The organism is Caulobacter sp. 05L422 (assembly GCF_056397765.1).
The window spans coordinates 16007-34305 of record NZ_JBFTOB010000005.1 but is presented as its reverse complement, the minus strand read 5'-3'; the positions used below and the strand labels follow the sequence as shown (position 1 = coordinate 34305).

The 18299-nt window shown below is 68.3% G+C and carries 18 protein-coding genes; 12 read left to right on the top strand and 6 right to left on the bottom strand.

All coding sequences use genetic code 11. The annotated features are described in order from the left end of the window. Positions 1–6 precede the first annotated feature (6 nt). The 5 genes from AC1DMQ_RS06595 to AC1DMQ_RS06575 all read right to left on the bottom strand — a co-directional run bounded on the left by AC1DMQ_RS06595 (position 7) and on the right by AC1DMQ_RS06575 (position 5433). On the bottom strand, positions 7–2049 hold the full coding sequence (locus AC1DMQ_RS06595; RefSeq protein ID WP_477032750.1) for a TonB-dependent receptor plug domain-containing protein: 2043 nt from the start codon (positions 2047–2049) through the stop codon (positions 7–9). A 162-nt stretch (positions 2050–2211) separates the two neighbouring features. Continuing rightward, positions 2212–3642, bottom strand: a complete 1431-nt coding sequence (gene tldD / locus AC1DMQ_RS06590; protein WP_477032749.1) for a metalloprotease TldD — start codon at positions 3640–3642, stop codon at positions 2212–2214. A 105-nt stretch (positions 3643–3747) separates the two neighbouring features. Next, positions 3748–4533: a GIN domain-containing protein gene (locus AC1DMQ_RS06585; RefSeq protein WP_477032748.1), complete on the bottom strand. Its 786-nt coding sequence runs from the start codon at positions 4531–4533 to the stop codon at positions 3748–3750. Positions 4534–4543: 10 nt separating this feature from the next. Continuing rightward, on the bottom strand, positions 4544–5110 hold the full coding sequence (locus AC1DMQ_RS06580; protein ID WP_477032747.1) for a DUF1700 domain-containing protein: 567 nt from the start codon (positions 5108–5110) through the stop codon (positions 4544–4546). After that, complete coding sequence (locus AC1DMQ_RS06575; RefSeq protein ID WP_477032746.1) at positions 5107–5433, bottom strand: PadR family transcriptional regulator; 327 nt, start codon at positions 5431–5433, stop codon at positions 5107–5109. The genes AC1DMQ_RS06580 and AC1DMQ_RS06575 overlap by 4 nt, the downstream gene beginning before the upstream one ends. A gap of 371 nt (positions 5434–5804) precedes the next feature. On the opposite strand from AC1DMQ_RS06575, the gene coxB reads away from it, so the two are divergent. From coxB to AC1DMQ_RS06520, 11 genes are all read left to right on the top strand, one after another. After that, complete coding sequence (gene coxB, locus AC1DMQ_RS06570) at positions 5805–6758, top strand: cytochrome c oxidase subunit II (protein WP_477032745.1); 954 nt, start codon at positions 5805–5807, stop codon at positions 6756–6758. 24 nt (positions 6759–6782) lie between these two features. After that, entirely contained in the window at positions 6783–8450 is a 1668-nt protein-coding gene (ctaD, locus tag AC1DMQ_RS06565) for a cytochrome c oxidase subunit I (RefSeq protein WP_477032744.1), read from the top strand. 98 nt (positions 8451–8548) lie between these two features. Beyond that, positions 8549–9571 carry a heme o synthase gene (gene cyoE / locus AC1DMQ_RS06560; RefSeq protein WP_477032743.1) on the top strand — a complete coding sequence of 341 codons (1023 nt, stop codon included), beginning with the start codon at positions 8549–8551 and terminating at the stop codon, positions 9569–9571. After that, positions 9568–9711, top strand: a complete 144-nt coding sequence (locus AC1DMQ_RS06555) for a hypothetical protein (protein ID WP_186448711.1) — start codon at positions 9568–9570, stop codon at positions 9709–9711. The genes cyoE and AC1DMQ_RS06555 overlap by 4 nt, the downstream gene beginning before the upstream one ends. A 49-nt stretch (positions 9712–9760) precedes the next feature. Beyond that, positions 9761–10399, top strand: a complete 639-nt coding sequence (locus tag AC1DMQ_RS06550) for a cytochrome c oxidase assembly protein (RefSeq protein WP_477032908.1) — start codon at positions 9761–9763, stop codon at positions 10397–10399. A gap of 73 nt (positions 10400–10472) precedes the next feature. After that, on the top strand, positions 10473–11348 hold the full coding sequence (locus AC1DMQ_RS06545) for a cytochrome c oxidase subunit 3 (RefSeq protein ID WP_477032742.1): 876 nt from the start codon (positions 10473–10475) through the stop codon (positions 11346–11348). A 100-nt stretch (positions 11349–11448) separates the two neighbouring features. Beyond that, on the top strand, positions 11449–11811 hold the full coding sequence (locus AC1DMQ_RS06540) for a DUF983 domain-containing protein (protein WP_477032741.1): 363 nt from the start codon (positions 11449–11451) through the stop codon (positions 11809–11811). After that, positions 11804–12514 carry an SURF1 family protein gene (locus AC1DMQ_RS06535; RefSeq protein WP_477032740.1) on the top strand — a complete coding sequence of 237 codons (711 nt, stop codon included), beginning with the start codon at positions 11804–11806 and terminating at the stop codon, positions 12512–12514. The genes AC1DMQ_RS06540 and AC1DMQ_RS06535 overlap by 8 nt, the downstream gene beginning before the upstream one ends. Then, positions 12514–13911, top strand: a complete 1398-nt coding sequence (thrC, locus tag AC1DMQ_RS06530) for a threonine synthase (RefSeq protein WP_477032739.1) — start codon at positions 12514–12516, stop codon at positions 13909–13911. Before AC1DMQ_RS06535 ends, thrC begins: the two co-directional genes overlap by 1 nt. A 164-nt stretch (positions 13912–14075) precedes the next feature. Next, entirely contained in the window at positions 14076–15344 is a 1269-nt protein-coding gene (locus AC1DMQ_RS06525) for a M16 family metallopeptidase (RefSeq protein WP_477032738.1), read from the top strand. A gap of 114 nt (positions 15345–15458) precedes the next feature. Next, positions 15459–16100: a hypothetical protein gene (locus AC1DMQ_RS06520; RefSeq protein ID WP_477032737.1), complete on the top strand. Its 642-nt coding sequence runs from the start codon at positions 15459–15461 to the stop codon at positions 16098–16100. Between the two features lie 24 nt (positions 16101–16124). Here AC1DMQ_RS06520 and AC1DMQ_RS06515 read toward each other — a convergent pair whose 3' ends face one another. After that, positions 16125–17432, bottom strand: coding sequence for a serine hydrolase domain-containing protein (locus AC1DMQ_RS06515; RefSeq protein ID WP_477032736.1), 1308 nt, complete (start codon positions 17430–17432; stop codon positions 16125–16127). Positions 17433–17692: 260 nt separating this feature from the next. Between AC1DMQ_RS06515 and AC1DMQ_RS06510 the strand changes: the two genes are divergently transcribed. Then, entirely contained in the window at positions 17693–18271 is a 579-nt protein-coding gene (locus AC1DMQ_RS06510; protein WP_477032735.1) for a GNAT family N-acetyltransferase, read from the top strand. Positions 18272–18299: the final 28 nt, after the last annotated feature.

Here is an 18299-nt window from a genome sequence, read left to right as displayed (position 1 = left end):
TGCCCCCTAGCCCAGCCGCTTGCGGACCTGGATGAACAGGTAGGGTTCGAACGGCAGCGAGCGGTATTCGATCTTGTCGACCACGTTGTCGGCGCGCGAGCCTTTGTAGATCGTCCGCTCGCGCGTGATGTTGCGCGAGGCCCAGTTCGACAGGGTGGTGCGCACGGTCAGGTCCGAGCGCGGCTTCCATTCCACGAAGCCCTCGTAATACTGCTCGGCGCGCTGGGTGCGGACCTCGTTGAAGCGGAAGCGGCTGTATTCGTTCGCGCAGTTGGTCGAGACGCCCCAGCTCCATTTGCCGCCGGGCATGTCGCGTGTGAAGCTGACGTTGCAGACGAACGGCGTGGCGTTGGTGATGCGGCGCTTCTCGAAGGTGACCGGGTCGGTGACCTCGCTGTCGAACCAGCTGAAGCGCGTCTTCAGCTGGCCGCCGGAAATCCCCAGCTTCTGGGTCGGCAGGGTCATGGCGATCACGAACTGGTCGGAGCGGCCGTCGCCGATGTTGCTGGGCGCGTCGCCGCCGTCGGGCAGCGGCTTGTAGTCGACGACGTCCGAGATTTCCGAGTGGGTCAGGGTGGCCGAGATCGAGCCCGCGCCCCAGAACCGCCGCTCCCACGCCACTTCGCCCACCCACGAGCGCTGGGGCTCCAGATTGGCGTCGGCCCCGTCCTGGCTGCCGGCCGCCAGGTCGGCCGAGGCGATGAAGTCGCCGAAGTCCAGCTGTCCGACCTCGCGCTCGACCCGCACCCGCAGTTGGTCGACGCTGTTGGGGCTCCAGGTCACCAGCACCCGGGGCTTGGGATAGAAGAAGCTGCGCTCCAGGTCGGTGTCGCCGCTCTGGGTGATGCGCGACACCTCCATCCGGGCGCCGGCCTCGACGGTCAGTTTCGGGGTCGCCCGCCACACGGCCTTGCCGGCCGCTTCGCCGCGCAGTTCCTCGACCTTGGCCTGGGTGCGGGTGGTGTCGGCGTTGGCCCGGTAGCGGACGTCGCCGTCCAGGAAATTATAGGCGCCCTCGACGCTGCCTTCGAGCGACAGGGCGGCGGAGCGGCGCTGCTTGACCTCGGCGCGCAGGATGCTCTCGCCGGTCTTGTCGCGCTCGTAATAGTCCTCGTCGCTGCCGGGCTTCACGAAGGTCGAGCCGTAGGTCTCGTCGCCCAGGTTCTGCAGGAACACCAGCTGCAGGTCGGTGCGGGGCGAAAGCTTGCGGTCGTAGCGGGCGCCGAACTCGCCGGTCCAGTTCTCGTCGGTCTCGCCGCTGTCCTGACGGCCGGGGCCGGGCTGGTACTGGGTGTAGACGACGTCGCGGTCGAACGAGAAGTACTCGATCTTGCCGTTGACCCGGATCTTGCCGCCCGGCACGGCGCGCTGGATGGCGCCCCGGGCGACGTAGTTCTGGATCTCGTCGTAGCCCTTCAAGGCTTCCTTGATGGTCGGACGGCCGTCGGGAAAGCTGGTCACCCGCGACCCGCCGTCGAAGGTCTGGTCGGTGCGGTCGATCGTGGCCAGCAGCGAGCCCTCGATCTCGTTGACCCCCTCCCGGCGCGAGGCCTGGAACTCCAGCAGCGGGCCGAAGAAGCCGTCCGGATAGAGATAGGTCTGGATGTTGGCGACCTTCTCGACCTGCACGGTCGACTTGATCACCACATTGGCCAGGATCGTCTGGCCCTGCATGTCGATGCCGGGGGCGCCGCCGCGGATCAGCTCCACGCGCTCGACGGCCGAGGCCGAGATGCGCTTGAGGATGCCTTCGAGGTTCTCGCTCTTGGTGGTCGGGCGCTCGCCGTTGATCAGCACGTTGCCGGCCGTGCCGGCGAAGCCGCGGGCGCTGTCGCCGCCATCCAGCCGGAAGCCGGGCAGGCGGGTGATCATATCCAGGGCGGTGCTGGGGCGCTGCTCGGCGAAGAAGCTGGGCGGATAGCTGATCACGCCGCGCTGGGCCTCGGTCGCTGCCGCCGCGGCGGGCGTCTCGGGCGCGGCGGCGGGCGTGGCCGCCTGGGCCTCTGGCGCGGCCAGTCCAAGAGCGAAGATGACGGAAGCAAGACTCATTACGCGGATCCCCCAAAGCGCCCCCGCTTTGTGGCCGCGAACCTGTCGGTCCAGCTGCGCTAGAACCAGTTACAAAACCGAAAGGTAGGTTACATTTGTGAAATGTTGTCGCCGATCACCTCCGCCGTGATCGGAAACATCAGCTTTCACAAGAGCTTGTGGCTATACCGCCGTGCCGCCAACCGTCAGGCCGGTGATCTTCAGCGAGGGCTGGCCCACGCCCACCGGCACGCCCTGGCCCGACTTGCCGCAGACGCCGATGCCGGGGTCGAAGTCGAAGTCGTTGCCGATCATCGTCACCCGGGTCAAGGCGCTGGGGCCGTCGCCGATCAGGGTCGCGCCCTTGACCGGGGCGGTGATCTTGCCGTCCTCGACCAGGTAGGCCTCGGTGCACTGGAAGACGAACTTGCCGTTGGTGATGTCGACCTGGCCGCCGCCGAAATTGGCGCAGTAGAGGCCGCGCTTCATCGAGGCGATCATCTCGGCCGGGTCGTCGTTGCCCGCCAGCATGCCGGTGTTGGTCATGCGCGGCATGGGCATGTGGGCGTAGGACTGGCGGCGGCCGTTGCCGGTCGGGGCCATGCCCATCAGGCGCGCCGACATCCGGTCGTGCATGTAGCCGACCAGGACGCCGTCCTCGATCAGCACGGTGCGTTCAGTGGGGGTGCCTTCGTCGTCGATGGTCAGCGAGCCGCGACGGCCGGGGATGGCCCCGTCGTCGAACACGGTCACGCCCTTGGCGGCCACGCGCTCGCCGATGCGGCCGGAGAAGGCGCTGATGCCCTTGCGGTTGAAGTCGCCTTCCAGGCCGTGGCCGACGGCCTCGTGCAGCAGCACGCCGTTCCAGCCGGGGCCGAGCACCACGTCCATCTCGCCGGCCGGGCAGGCCACGGCGTCGAGATTGACCAGGGCCATGCGCAGGGCTTCGTCCACCTGGGCCTGCCACTTGTCGGGGCTGATCCAGGCCGAGAAGCCGGCGCGGCCGCCGGCCCCGGACGAACCGGCCTCGCGCTTGCCGTCCTTCTCGACCGTGACCTGGACGTTGACGCGGACCAACGGCCGCACGTCGCGCAGCAGCCGGCCGTCGGCGCGCAGGATCTCGACCACGCGGCGCTCGCCGGCCATCGAGGCCATCACCTGGACCACGCGCGGATCGCGGGCCCGGGCGAAGGCGTCGATCTCCTGGAGGAGGCTGACCTTGTCGGAGAAGGCGGGGGACGAGACGGGGTCGTCCTCGCCGTAGAGCTTTTCGTTGGTGGCGCGCGGCGCCTCGGCGCTGACCCCGGCGTAGCCGCGGCGGGCCAGCTTGGCCGAATCGGCGGCGCGGCCGATGGCGGCTTCCGAGATCTCGGCGGAGTGGGCGTAGCCGGCGGTCTCGCCGGCCACCACGCGCAGGCCGAAACCCTCGCCCGAATCGTAGGAGGCGCTCTTCAGGCGGCCGTCGTCGAACACGAAGGCCTCGCTCTCGGAGCGTTCGACGAACAGCTCCCCGTCGTCGGCTCCGGCCAGGGCCTCGCCGAGGATGGCGCGGGCGCGCTCGGGATCGACGCCGGCGGCGGCGAGCAGGGAAGGGGCGGTCATGAGAGCGGTCATGGGGTCACAGGTAAGCGTTTCATCCGCCTTCGTCATCACCCCGGCGACGATTCGGCGCGGTATCGACACCGGGGACACGCGCGAGCGCATGTCCCCGATCCGGGCTCACCAGTCCTGGTGCACCTCGCCGGAGCCGGCGACGTTCGAGCTGAGGACGGTTGGCTTGCTGGTCAGATAGACGTCGCCGCTGCCGGCCACGTCGACCTCGGTCGCGCCGTGCGGGGCGACATGCGCCTCGCCGCTGCCCGCCAGGTTGATCCTGGCGTCGCCGGTGTCGAGGCCGCGCAGGTCGGCCTCGCCGGAGCCCGCGACCTGCAGCTCGACCTTCCTGGCCTTGCCCTGGGCCTCGACCTTGCCGCTGCCGTTGATCTCCAGCACCAGGTCCGGCTGGTCATAGGCCTTCAGATAAAGGTCGCCGCTGCCGTTCAGGGTGAAGGTCCGAACGCCGGGCGCGACGATCTCGATCGACAGCTGGTCGTTGTCACGTCGGGTATGGAAGGAGATCGAGCCGTCGCCGTCGCGCAGGGTGAGGCGGCCGTTCTCCATGGTCACGCGGTCGACCAGGTCCTTGGGCCCGACCACCTTGACGCTGGCCCCGGCCCCGGCGGCGGCCTGGGTGAAGATCACCTCGGCCGGCACGTCGATCTGCAGGGCGTCCGACCCGCTCCAGGCGACCTGCCGGGTCGTGGTCTCGCCGTCGTCGCCGTCGTCGTGCGAGCCGCGGCCGATGCGGACGTGGTCGCTGTCGTCGCTGACCTCGATGTTCCAGTCGGCCGGGAAGTTCCAGCCGTGCTTGGCGATGTCGCGGCCGCCGAGCGCGAAGGCCCCGGCGAAGCAGCCGACGGCGAGCACGAAGCTGGCGACGGCGACGATGGTCAGGTTGCGGATCATGACGGTCCCCTCAGACCTGGGTTTCGATGGCCGGCTTCAGCAGCCGGTAGTGAAGGCGCCCGAACCAGACCAGGCCGTTGATGAGCCAGATGGTCAGCAGGGTGGTGACGGCGGCCAGGGCGGTGGCGGCGGCCATCAGGCCGATGCCGATCAGGAAGGCCACGGCGGGGCCGCCGGGCAGTCCGGCGAACGGTCCGGCGGTGGTCACCGCGCCCCCGGCCACGAACATCACGATGGCGGCCATGAAGAAGGCGAACAGCGTCCCCAGCACGCCCATCAGCAGGGGCAGCAGGAAGATGATGTCGATCGCGCCCAGGCCGAGGATGGCGAAGACCGCCCCGGCGGCGGCCGACGGATTCTTGGTCTCCTCCCAGCGCTTGACCCCTTGCTCGGCGCGCTGTTCGCGGGCCAGGCGCTCGGGATCGCCGAGGGCGGCGGCCACTTCGCTCTCGCTGCGCCCGGCTTCCTGGGCGTCGTTGAAGTGGGCTTCGTAATCGGCGACGATGTCGGCGATCTGCGCGGCGGGCATGCCGGCCAGGCCGCGCTTGAGGCGGATGAGGAATTCGGCGCGCGTCATGCGGCGGCTCCCAGGATGTTTTCCACGGCCGAGGTGAAGGCCGCCCATTCGGTCTTCTGGGCCGTGAAGCTGGCCCGACCGGCCTCGGTCAGGCGGTAGTATTTGCGCGGCGGGCCGCTCTGGGATTCCACCAGATAGGTCTCGACCTGGCCGTCCGACTGCATGCGGCGCATGAGCGGGTAGATCGTCCCTTCCCCCATATCGATATCCTTGGCGAGCTTGCTGGCGATTTCGTAGGCGTAGCTGTCGGCGCGCGACAGCAGGGCCAGCACGCACAGCGCCAGCACGCCTTTCTTCAGTTGAACTTCAATGGCTTCCGTCACGGCGTTGCGTTCCCGTTGCTGAGCACCCTTGTGACGCAAGGTAGTGTCTGATGCAAGGTAGCTGTCATTACATGTTAGTAATGCTACGTAACCGAAAGCGCGCTGAAACCGCCCTTGTTGAGAGCTGTTCGCAGGTGAGGCGCCCTGGCTCCACGCAAGGCGTTCCGGGAACGCCTCTGGTGCTTGGCAACGGGGATTGGAGCGCGTATGCACGCCAGCGACCGGCCAGAGACGCCGGGGCCGGCCTTCGATTCCACGTCGCCTGACGAAGTCGATTGCCTAAGCCCCGTGTCGCTGGTCGTATTGTGCATGTCGGCGCGGCGTGGGTTGATCGCGACGCCAAATCGCCGCCGAAACGGGCCGTGAGGGATATGAAGGCGCAAATTCAGGGGATGCGGCGGAAGTTGATGGGCGTAGCCGCCATCGCCGCCACGACGATGGCCCTTTCGGGCGTGTTCGCGGGGCAAGCCCTCGCCAAGGGCGCCGAGTTGCTGGGTCAGCCGACCCCGGGCGCGATCGATCTTCAGCAGGCGGCCTCGCCGCTGAAGTATGAAGCGATCTGGTTCCACAACGTCGTCCTGATGCCGATCATCACGCTGATCACCCTGCTGGTGCTGGGCCTGATCATCTGGATTGTCGTGCGCTACAACGCCAAGGCCAACCCGGTCCCGGCCAAGTTCAGCCACAACACCACCGTCGAGATCATCTGGACCATCGGTCCGGTGCTGATCCTGATGATCATCGCCATCTTCTCGTTCCGGCTGCTGTTCGCCTACAACGACATGCCCAAGCCGTACCTGACGGTGAAGGCCACCGGCTACCAGTGGTACTGGGGCTATGAGTATCCCGACCAGAAGATCAGCGAGATCACCTCGGTGCCGCTGAAGAAGGAAGAGGCCGTCGCCAAGGGCGTGCCGTACCTGCTGGCCGCCGACAAGCCGATGGTCGTTCCGGTCAATCAAGTCATTCGCGTGCAGGTCACCGGCGCCGACGTGATCCACGCCTTCGCCCTGCCGGCCTTCGGTCTGAAGACCGACGCCATCCCGGGCCGCCTGAACGAAACCTGGTTCAAGGCCGACAAGATCGGCGTCTATTACGGCCAGTGCTCGGAACTCTGCGGCGTCGACCACTCGAACATGCCCATCGAGATCCATGTCGTCAGCCAGGCCGACTTCGACGCCTGGGTGAAGACCAAGACCTCGCCCGCGCCGGCCCCCACGGCCGCCGCCGCTCCGGCCCCCACGACCGCCGCCCCGGCAGCGACGACGCCGGCCGCCGCCCCCGCTTCCGCTCCGGCCGCGGCTCCCGCCGCGCCGGCGGCCTAAGATACGATTGCAGGATTAAGTCCGATGGCTCACGCCGCTGACATCGATCATCACGACGCTTCGCACGACGACGCCGACCACAAGCCGCCGTTCTTCCAGCGTTGGTTCTTCTCGACCAACCACAAGGACATCGGCACCCTCTACATCCTGTTCGCCATCATGGCGGGCCTGGTGGGCGGCGCGCTGTCGGGCCTGATCCGCTGGGAACTGGCCGAGCCGGGCATCCAGATCTTCGGTCCCAACTCGTCGATCAGCCTGATGGGCCTGATCGAGCAGTCCAAGCATGGCTACAACGCCGTGGTCACCGCCCACGCCCTGATCATGATCTTCTTCATGGTCATGCCGGCGATGATCGGCGGCTTCGGCAACTGGTTCGTGCCGATCATGATCGGCGCGCCGGACATGGCCTTCCCGCGGATGAACAACATCTCGTTCTGGCTGCTGGTCGCCGCCTGGGTGCTGCTGCTGACTTCGATGTTCGTCGACGGCGGCCCGGGCAAGGGCTTCGGCGGCGGCTGGACGATCTATCCGCCCCTGTCGACCACGGGCCACACCGGTCCGTCGATGGACCTGGCGATCCTGGCCCTCCACCTGGCCGGCGCCTCGTCGATCCTGGGCGCCATCAACTTCATCACCACGATCTTCAACATGCGCGCGCCGGGCATGACCCTGCACCGCATGCCGTTGTTCGCCTGGTCGGTGCTGATCACCGCCTTCCTGCTGCTGCTGTCGCTGCCCGTCCTGGCCGGCGCCATCACCATGCTGCTGACCGACCGCAACTTCGGCACCCACTTCTTCGACCCGGCCGCCGGCGGCGACCCCGTCATGTTCCAGCACCTGTTCTGGTTCTTCGGCCACCCTGAAGTGTACATCCTGATCCTGCCGGGCTTCGGCATCATCAGCCACATCGTCTCGACCTTCTCCAAGAAGCCGATCTTCGGCTACCTGGCGATGGCCTACGCCATGGTCGCCATCGGCTTCGTCGGCTTCATCGTGTGGGCGCACCACATGTACACCGTCGGCATGAGCATCAACCTGCGCGCCTACTTCGTGGCCGCGACGATGGTCATCGCGGTTCCGACCGGCGTGAAGATCTTCTCGTGGATCGCCACGATGTGGGGCGGCTCGATCAGCTTCAAGACGCCCATGCTGTGGGCGATCGGCTTCATCTTCCTGTTCACCGTCGGCGGCGTGACCGGCGTGGTCCTGTCGAACGCCGGCATCGACTACAGCCTGCACGACACCTACTACGTCGTCGCCCACTTCCACTACGTGCTGTCGCTGGGCGCCGTGTTCGCCATCTTCGCCGGCTTCTTCTACTGGTTCGAGAAGATGTGGGGCGTGAAGTACAACGAGTTCCTGGGCTGCGTGCAGTTCTGGATCATGTTCGTCGGCGTCAACCTGATCTTCTTCCCGCAGCACTTCCTGGGCCTGCAGGGCATGCCGCGCCGCTATGTCGACTATCCGGACGCCTTCACCCTGTGGAACCACGTCTCGTCGATCGGCTACGCGATCACCGCCGTGGGCGTGGTGGTGTTCCTGGTGATCCTGCTGGAAGCCGCCATCCGTCGCCGCAAGGCCGAGGCCAATCCGTGGGGCGAAGGCGCCACCACCCTGGAATGGACCCTGTCCTCGCCGCCGCCGTTCCACCAGTTCAGCGATCCGCCGGTCATCAAGGCCGACAGCCACTGAGTCTGGTAGACTAGAGACGCAAAACGCGGGGGCGCGGGCCGGATGAGAAATCCAGCCCGCGCCCTTCGCCCATCAAGACCTGAAGACCCTTAAGTAAAATGGCCCGCACCACTGTCCTGACCCCCGACGACGAGGCGACCGCCACGGTCCGCCACGCCCGTTGGCAGGACTATTTCCAGCTGATGAAGCCGCGCGTGATGTCGCTCGTCGTCTTTACGGCGCTCACGGGCCTCCTGGCCGCCCGCACGCCGATCCATCCGTTGCTGGGCGCGGTGGCGGTGTTCTGCATCGCCGTCGGGGCCGGGGCCTCGGGCGCGCTGAACATGTGGTACGACGCCGACATCGACGCCAAGATGCGCCGCACACGCGGCCGTCCGGTGCCCGCCGGCCTTGTCAAGGGCGAGGAAGCCGCCACCCTGGGCGTGGTGCTGAGCCTGCTGTCGGTGCTGCTGATGGGCATGGCGATCAACTGGCTGGCCGCCGGCCTGCTGGCCTTCACCATCGTCTTCTACGCCGTGGTCTACACCATGTGGCTCAAGCGCTGGACGGCCCAGAACATCGTCATCGGCGGCCTGGCCGGCGCCCTGCCGCCCGCCATCGGCTGGGCCGCGGCCACGGGCCACGCGCCGCTGAACGCCTGGCTGATGGTGCTGGTGATCTTCCTGTGGACCCCGCCGCACTTCTGGGCCCTGTCGCTGTACATCAGCACCGACTACGCCAAGGCCGGCGTGCCGATGCTGCCCGTCGTCAAGGGCGCCAAGGAAACCCGCCGCCAGATCCTGATCTACAGCCTGATCCTGATCCCGGTCTGCATCGCGCCGGTGTTCACCGGCCTGGGCGGCTGGCTGTACCTGGCGGTCTCGGGCCTGGGCGGCCTGGTGTTCCTGACCCTGGCCTGGCGGGTGTTCGCCAGCACGGCCGGTGACGCCGCCGACCCGCGTCCGGCCGACCGCGACCTCTACGAGGTGGGCGAGGCTGAGGCCAAGCGCGGCAAGCCGGTGGGCGATGCGCGCCACGCGCGCAACCTGTTCGCCTTCTCGATCCTCTATCTGTTCGCCCTGTTCGCCGCCCTGCTGGCCGAGGCGGTGCTGGGCCTCAAAGTGCTGGAGCTGCCGCTATGAGCCGCAAGGACATCGATCCCGCCGCCAAGGCGCGCGGCGGCCGCAACATCGCCCTGGGCCTGGGCCTGGCGGCGTTCGTCATCCTGGTGTTCGTGGTCACCGTCGTGAAGCTGGGAGGCAATGTTGGCCCCCACTTCTAAGGACGACCTGTCGCCGGAAGCCATTCTTTCTCCGGAAGATCGGGCCAAGATCGAGGCCGACAACCTGGTCGGAGTCGGGCCCCGGCCGAAGGGGCGCGGCCACCTGAAGGTGGCGGCGATCTGCGGCGTGGCCTTCTTCGGCATGGTCGGCGCGGCCTATGCCGCCGTCCCGCTGTACAAGCTGTTCTGCCAGGCCACCGGCTTCGACGGCACGGTGCGCAAGGCCGTGGCCAAGCCGACCCGGGTGCTGGACCGCAAGGTCGAGATCCGATTCGACGCCAACGTCCGCAACCTGCCCTGGGACTTCCAGGCCATGCAGGTCAGCCAGGACATCCGCATCGGCGACACCGGCCTGGCCTTCTTCAAGGTGACCAACACCAGCGACAAGCCGCTGACCGGCCGGGCGATGTACAACGTCGTCCCCGAGCAGGCCGGGCCCTACTTCCAGAAGCTGGAATGCTTCTGCTTCTCCAGCCAGACGATCCAGCCCGGCCAGACGGTCGAGTTCCCGGTCGTCTACTTCGTCGACCCCGGCTTCGCGACCGATCCGGAGACCAAGGGGAAGTCGGAGATCACGCTCTCCTACACCTTCTTCCCGGCGGTCGAGGACGCGGCCGGGAGCAAACAGGCGACGACGACGCCCCGTATCGTCGAACCCCTTGGCGGCAAGCCGCCGAGGGCGCTATAGCGTTTCAAACATGGCGCGTCGGCAGGGGGAACCGGGTCGATGCGCTTCGAGGGATTAAAGGGTTAGCACGCACATGGCCCACGGCGCCGTCAAACACGACTATCACATCCTGCCCCCCAGCCCGTGGCCGTTCGTCGGCTCGGCCTCGGCCACGATCATGGCCATCGGCCTGATCGCCTGGATCAAGGGCGGCGTCTTCGGCATCGAGAAGGGCCAGTGGTGGCTGTTCGCGACCGGCTTCGCCGGCGTGCTCTACACGATGTTCGGCTGGTGGCGTGACGTGGTGAAGGAAGCCAACGCCGGCGACCACACCCCCGTCGTCTCGATCGGCCTGCGCTACGGCATGGTGCTGTTCATCGCCTCGGAAGTGATGTTCTTCGTGGCGTGGTTCTGGATCTTCTTCGAGATGGCCCTGTTCCACCATCACCGCACCCTGTCGGGCATCGAGGAAGTCCGCGCCGCCTGGGCCACCTGGCCGCCCGCCGGCGTCGAGACCGTCTCGCCCTGGCACCTGCCGCTGGTCAACACCCTGACCCTGCTGCTGTCGGGCACGACCATCACCTGGTCGCACCACGCGCTGCAGCAAGGCGACCGCAAGGGCGCCAAGTGGGGCCTGATCCTGACCATCCTGCTGGGCGCGCTGTTCACCTGCATCCAGGTGTACGAGTACAGCCACATCAACCACGAGCACCTGTTCTACTCGGAAGCCGCGGCGAACTCGGGCCTCTACGGCTCGACCTTCTTCCTGGCCACCGGCTTCCACGGCTTCCACGTGTTCGTCGGCACCCTGTTCCTGATCGTCTGCCTGATCCGGCTGATGAACGGCGCCTTCACCCCCAAGCAGCACTTCGGCTTCGAAGCCGCCGCCTGGTACTGGCACTTCGTGGACGTGGTCTGGCTGTTCCTGTTCGCCTTCGTCTACGTGGTCTTCGGCGGCTCGCCGCACTAGACCATCCGCTTCGAGGGGGCCCGGAACGCCAGATGGTGTTCCGGGCCTTTTTCATTTTGGCTTTCCCTCGTGCGACGGCGGCGGGTGTAAGGATCGGTCGATGGCTAACGTGAACCCCTACCTGGCCGGCGCAACCGGCCGCTGCCCGCACTGCGGCGAGGGGATGCTGTTCGACGGGTTCCTGAAGGTCAGCAAGACCTGCGAGGCCTGCGGCTTCGACCTGGGAGCCCACGAGACCGGCGACGGGGCCTCGACCTTCGTGATCCTGATCGCCGGCTTCCTGTGCGCCTTCGGGGCGCTGTTCTCGATGTTCGCCTTCAATTGGCCCGCCTGGCTGCTGCTGGTGGTCTGGCTGCCGATCACCCTGGTGGCGTGCCTGGGCCTGATGCGGCCGGCCAAGGGCCTGATGGTCGCCGCCCATATCGCCAACAACGCCTCCGAGGCCGGCCGCCACGATGTCTGACGTTTCTTCTCAGCAAGACGGGGGACCCAAGGACCGCCGCTTCCCGATCGGCCTGACGATCGCCACCCTGATCGCCTTCGCCATCCTGTGCGTGCTGGGCGGCTGGCAGCTCAAGCGCCTGGCCTGGAAGGAAGACCTGCTGGCCCGGATCGAGGTCCTGAAGACCGCGCCGGCCCAGCCCCTGGCCAACGTGCTGGCCCGCGCCGAGAAGGGCGAGGATGTCTCCTGGACCCGCGTCTCGGTCGATTGCGCCTCCGACAAGCCGCGGACCCTGCCCCTGGTCTACGGCGTCCGCGACGGCGACATCGTCTGGCGCGCCACGGCCATCTGCCAACAGCAGACCTCGGCGGCCGGCTATGGCGCGATCCTGCTGGACCTGGGCGTGGTCCCGGCCCTGACCGGCCAGCCGGCCCCCGCGCCGGTCGCCATGGCCGCCCCGGCCCAAGCCGTGGGCGTGCTGATGGCCCCCAAGTCGCTGGGCGGCGACCGCGCCGCGACGGTGGCCCGCTTCGCCGCTTACAAGCCCGCGCCCTACATCCTGATGGTCGAGACCGCGACCCCCGTTCCGCCCGGCGTCACCCCCGCGCCGCTTCCGGCAGAAATTTCCAATCGGCACCTGGAATACGCGCTTACGTGGTTCGGTCTTGCCGTAACCCTCCTGTTTATCTATGCCGCCATGCTCTGGCGGAAGATGAGATCCTGATGCGCTACGTCTCCACGCGGGGTGAGTCCCCGTCGATCGGTTTCCTGGATGCGGTCCTGGCCGGCCTTGCCCCGGACGGCGGGCTGTACGTGCCCGAGCGCTGGCCGACCTTCACGTCTGAAGAGATCGCCGCCTTCGCCGGCCAGCCCTACGCCCAGGTCGCCGCCACGGTGATCGGCAAGTTCGTCGGCGACGACCTGCCGGTCGAGGACCTGCGCGAGATGTGCGACGAGGCCTACGCCTCCTTCGCCCACGCGGCCGTCGCGCCGCTGAAGCAGCTGGCGCCCGGCCGTCACCTGCTGGAGCTGTTCCACGGCCCGACCCTGGCGTTCAAGGACGTGGCGATGCAGCTGCTGGGGCGGCTGTACGACTACGTGCTGTCGCGCCAGTCGCGGACCATGACCATCATCTGCGCCACCTCGGGCGACACCGGCGGCGCGGCCGTCGAGGCCTTCCGCGGCCGCTCGCACGCCCGCATCGTGGCGCTGTTCCCCGAAGGCCGGATCAGCGAGGTCCAGCGCCGGTTCATGACCACGGCGATCGACAAGAACGTCGCCTGCGTCTCGATCCAGGGTTCGTTCGACGACTGCCAGGCCATCGTCAAGCAGGCCTTCCAGGACGACCAGTTCCGCCACGCGGTCGATCTCTCCGGCGTCAACTCGATCAACTGGGCGCGGATCGCCGCCCAGAGCGTCTATTTCTTCACCGCCGCCGTCGCCCTGGGCGCCCCGGCCCGCAAGGTGGCCTTCGTGGTGCCGACCGGCAATTTCGGCGACGCCTACGCCGCCTATGTCGCCACCCGCATGGGCCTGCCGATCGCCCGGATCGTGGCCGCCACCAATTCCAATGACATTCTCGCGCGGGCCTTCGAGGAGGGCCGCTACGCGCGCGGCGCGGTGGCCGCCACCCAGAGCCCGGCCATGGACATCCAGGTCGCCTCCAACTTCGAGCGCCTGTATTTCGAGGCCGTCGGCCGGGATGGGGTCGAGACCGGTCGGGCGTTCCGCGCCTTCGCCGGCACGGGCATGCTGGACATCCCGCCCAGCGCCCACGCCAAGATGCGCGAACTGTTCCAGGGCGCATCGGTCAGCGAGGCCGACACCGCCAAGACCATCCTGTCGACCCTGAACGAGACGGGCGAGGTCATCGACCCGCACACCGCCGTTGGTGTCGCGGCGGCCAACGTCCTGCGCCTGGCCGATCCGGCGACCCCGGTGGTGGTGCTGGCCACCGCCCACCCGGCCAAGTTCCCCGAGGCCGTCGCGGCCGCCGCCGGCGTCGTCCCGGCCACCCCGCGCGCCACGCCGGACCTGTCCAAGAAGCCCGAAAAGTTCGACCGCCTGCCGGCCGACGCCGAGACGGTGAAGGCGTTTGTCCGGGAGTTCGCGGCGAGTTGACGAAGTCGGGGACATGCCCCAGTGGCGTGTCCCCACCTCGGCCCTGAAGTCGCAGAACGAGAACCTCGGCGACCGAAGAGGGGACACGCCGCAAGGGCATGTCCCCGATCCGGCGATCGGCCACACTGGCGCCATGGCCCTCGCCCCGCTATGTGCGTGGGCAGATGACAAACCCCACCACCCTCCACACCCTCGAAAACGGCGTCCGCGTCGTCCATGACCCGATGCCGGGCCTGGAGACCATCGCGCTCTCCGTCGTCGCCGGTCGCGGCGCGGCCTACGAGGATCCGGACCGGTCCGGCTGGTCGCACCTGCTGGAGCACATGGTGTTCAAGGGCGCGGGCAAGCGCAGTTCGCGCGACATCGTCGAGGTGATCGAGGCCGAGGGCGGGCAGATCAACGCCGCCACCGGCTATGAGCGCACCAGCTTCCAGGTCCGCGCCCTGAAGGGCGGGCTGGACCTGGGCATGGGCGTGCTCAGCGACCTGGTCCTGCGTCCGACGCTCGACGAGGGCGACCTGACCCGCGAGAAGCAGGTGGTGGCCCAGGAGATCGCCGAGGCCGCCGACGCGCCCGACGACTACGTGTTCGACCTGGTCCAGGCCGCCGCCTGGGGCGACCATCCGCTGGCCCGGCCGATCCTGGGCACGGTCGACAGCGTCAACTCGGCCACGGTCGAGGGCCTGTCGCACTGGCGCGGCCAGCTCTACGCCGCCGACCGGCTGATCGTCAGCTGTTCGGGCGCGATCGAGCTGGACGAGGTGCTGGACCTGGCTCGCCGCGAGTTCGGGTCGATGCCCGCCGCGAACGGCGCCCTGGCCTCGGACCCCGCCGGCTTCGTCGGCGGTCGCAAGAGCCAGGCCCGCAAGCTGGAGCAAGCGCACCTGGTGTTCATGCTGCCGGCCGTCAGCGCCCGCGAGGACGACTATTTCGCCCTGCGCATCTTCGCCGAGGCCCTGGGCGGCGGGATGTCGTCGCGGCTGTTCCAGGAGGCCCGCGAGAAGCGGGGCCTCGCCTACAACATCGACGCCTATGCCGACACCTACGCCGACGCCGGAGCCCTGGGGGTCTATGCCGGCTGCGCTGCGGGCGACGCGGCCGAGACCGCCAAGGTCTGCGCCGAGCAGATCGCCCTGCTGGCCGCGCGGATCGAGGACGCCGAACTGGCCCGCGCCAAGGCCCAGCTGAAGGCCCACATGTTCATGGCCCGCGAGCAACCCCTGTCGCGCGCCGAGCAGGCGGCCGGCCAGGCCCTGATGTTCGACCGGCTCTACACGCCCGCCGAGCTGGCCGAGGCGGTCGACGCGGTCACCGTCGACGACCTGCAGCGCCTGGGCCGCATGATCCTGGGCCCCGGCAAGGCCGCCAGCGCCATCCTCGGCGCCAAGGCGGCCCTGAAGGCGGGCGAGGTCTTCGAGAAGTCGTTGGTCTAGCCGTCCGGCCGGGCTCGCGCGCCGCGTGCGCGATGCAATCTTTGCTTGTTATTCGGCATCGTCGGGACTTGAATGCCGTTCACGGAGGGACGCCGGGCCTCTGGGAGCGAAGACATGACTGGACGCTGGATCACGGTGAGCCTCGTCGCGCTGGCATTGGCCGGCTGCAACAAGGAGGCCGACAAGCCGCCTCCGCCCAAGACCGAAACGCCGACAGCGCCCCCCACGGCGCCAGTGACGCCTCCCCCGACGACGCCGGCCCCGACCGATTCCGTGCCCGCCGTCGAGACGCCCGTCAACGAGCCGCCTCCGCCCGGCGTCACGCCAACGACCACGTCGGACGCGCCGCCCACCTTCCTGCCGACCAAGCCGCTGCGGCCGGTCATCAGGCCGACGCCGAACATGGCGGCGATGGCCCGGCCGAACCTGAAGATCGCCAAGACCCCGGCCCAACTGAAGGCCGAGCGCGACGTCCTGGGCCTGTGGATCGAGCAGAAGCGCAACAAGTCGATCCTCAACTTCACGCTCGACGGCAAGGTCACCTACGTGGAGAAGATCACCGAGAAGCCCCTCTGGACGGGTAAGTGGAAGGCCGGCCCGGACGGGGTGGTGGCGTTCGACCTCGCCATGGAAGGCGCGACCAGCAGCCTGCAGTTCGCGGCCTATCCGACGGCGGCGAACATCATGGCCGTCGCCCCGCACTGGACCAGGGAATGGGCCGGCTCGGGGCAGTATGCATACGTCAGGATGAAATAGGCCTCCGGCCCGCTTCCTGATGGATCAGGGGGCGGGCGCGGGCGAGCGGTCGCCCTTCAGCTGCAGCCAGTCGGTGAACGGCTGGTGGTAGGCGCTGTCGAAGACCTCGGCCTGCAGCTTGAAGGGCAGGCTGCTCTCGCTGTTCCACAGCATGACCACGCCGGTCTTGGTGGCCGGCTCGAACATCATGGTCGAGCGATAGCCGTCCACCGCGCCGCTGTGGCCGATCATCCGATGGTTCTTGTAGATGAAGCTGCGCATGCCCAGGCCGTAACCGGGCTGGTCCAGCGAACGGCCGAGCGGCGAGTTGCCGTAGGGCCGTCCCGTCTTGACGCGCGGCTGCTGGATGTCGGCCAGCACCGGGGCCGGCAGAACGGCGGGCGCCTGGCCCATCTGGGCCTGCATCCACCGCGCCAGGTCCACGATGTTGGAATTGACCCCCGCCGCGGCGGGCACGCGGTAATAGGCGTCGAGCAGAGGCATGGTCCGGCCGTAGCGGGACGGCCGCGCCCAGTGCTCGGCGTCGCGCAGGCCCTCGACGCCGATGGTGGCGCTGGTCATGCCCAGCGGCAGGAACAGCCGCTGGCGGACCTCCTCCGCGTAGGAGCGGTGGGTAGTGGTCTCCACCACCTCGCGGATCGTGTCGTAGGCGACGTTCTGGTAGCTGTGGCAGGTGCCGGGCGGGCATTGCGGCGGCACGGTCCCCAGGCTCTGGCGGATCATCCTCGGGTCCCGCCCGCCCTCCAGCCAGCCGTCATAGGCGTTGCGGGGCAGGCCCGTGCGCTGCGACAACAATTGCTCGACCGTCAGGGTGTTCTGGGCGTCGGCGGGCAGGCGCAGGCTGGTGTTGAACTTGCCCAGGGGATCGTACAGCGAGAACACCCCGTCCCGGGCCAGGCGGGCGCTGAGGGTGCCGGCCACCGTCTTGGACAGCGACGCCCAGCGGAAGATCGTGTCGGCGTCGATCTTCTCGCCGTCCTTGGGCGAGGTCAGCCCGTAGCCCTGGACGAACGACAGCCGGCCGTTCTCGACCACGGCGATCGCCAGGCCTTCCATGGTCTTGTCGGCCATCATCGTCCGGATGCGGGCGTCCAGGGCGCGATAGTCGATCTCGCCGCGCCAGTCCTGGGGCTCCAGGGGCAGGACGACCGGCGTCGCCGGGGCGGCGGCCGTCTCGACGGTCTTCGAGGCGCGCGACCGATGGAGCGCTGTCCAGCCCAGCGCCCCCAGGCCGATCGTCAACACGAGGGCGCCCGCGATCCACCAGCCGCGTCGGGTGCGAAAGGCGAAGGTGTTCTGCTTGGTCCGATAGAACTTGGTCAGCCGTCTCATCCGCCGAAAAAACCGTCGTCGCCCAAATCCGCGACGCTTGGGCCGCGACGTCAGCGGGAGGCTGTCGTCCGGCGTCGAAGACGCGTCGTGCGAGTCATGAACCCCGTGTCCTACCCTTTTGCCGCCCGACGACAAGACTCAAGCCGAAAGTCCCGCCTATCGATGTCCAAAGCAGGGCGGGGAAGGCCTGCGACGGCGCGCCCCTATTGCCTCGGAGGCGTTGACGCTCGAAGGTGCGCCCCTCAACGAGAACGCTCCGCTTGACCGCCTTCCTTCGCCTCTTCCAGACCGATACCGGCCCCCGCCTCGAAGGCGAGAAGGTGTTCCTGCGTCTGCCGCGCCTGCACGACTACAAGCCCTGGGCCGAGCTGCGCGCCCAGTCGGCGGCCTTCCTCAGGCCCTGGGAGCCGACCTGGCCCGAGGACGACCTGACGCGTCCGGCCTTCCGGGCCCGGCTCAACGCCTATGCCCGCGAACTGGAGGTGGGGGAGGCGTTTCCGTTCTTCATGTTCCGTCGCGACGACGGCGCGCTGATCGGCGGGGTGCGGCTGTTCCACATCCGGCGCGGCGTCGCCCAGTGCGGGGTGATGGGCTACTGGATCGGCCAGCCCCATGCCCGCCAGGGCTACATGAAGGACGGGGTCCGGGCGGCGATCGACTTCGCGTTCGGCGAGCTGGCGCTGCACCGGCTGGAGGCGGCCTGCATGCCCGAAAACGAGCCTTCGGCGGCCGTTTTGCTGAAATCCGGCTTCTCCGAAGAGGGATATGCCCCCGCTTATCTGAAAATTAACGGCGAGTGGCGAGATCATCGTCTGTTCGGGATGGTCGCGCCAGAATAGCGCGGACCCGTACACGGCGCCTTCGGGC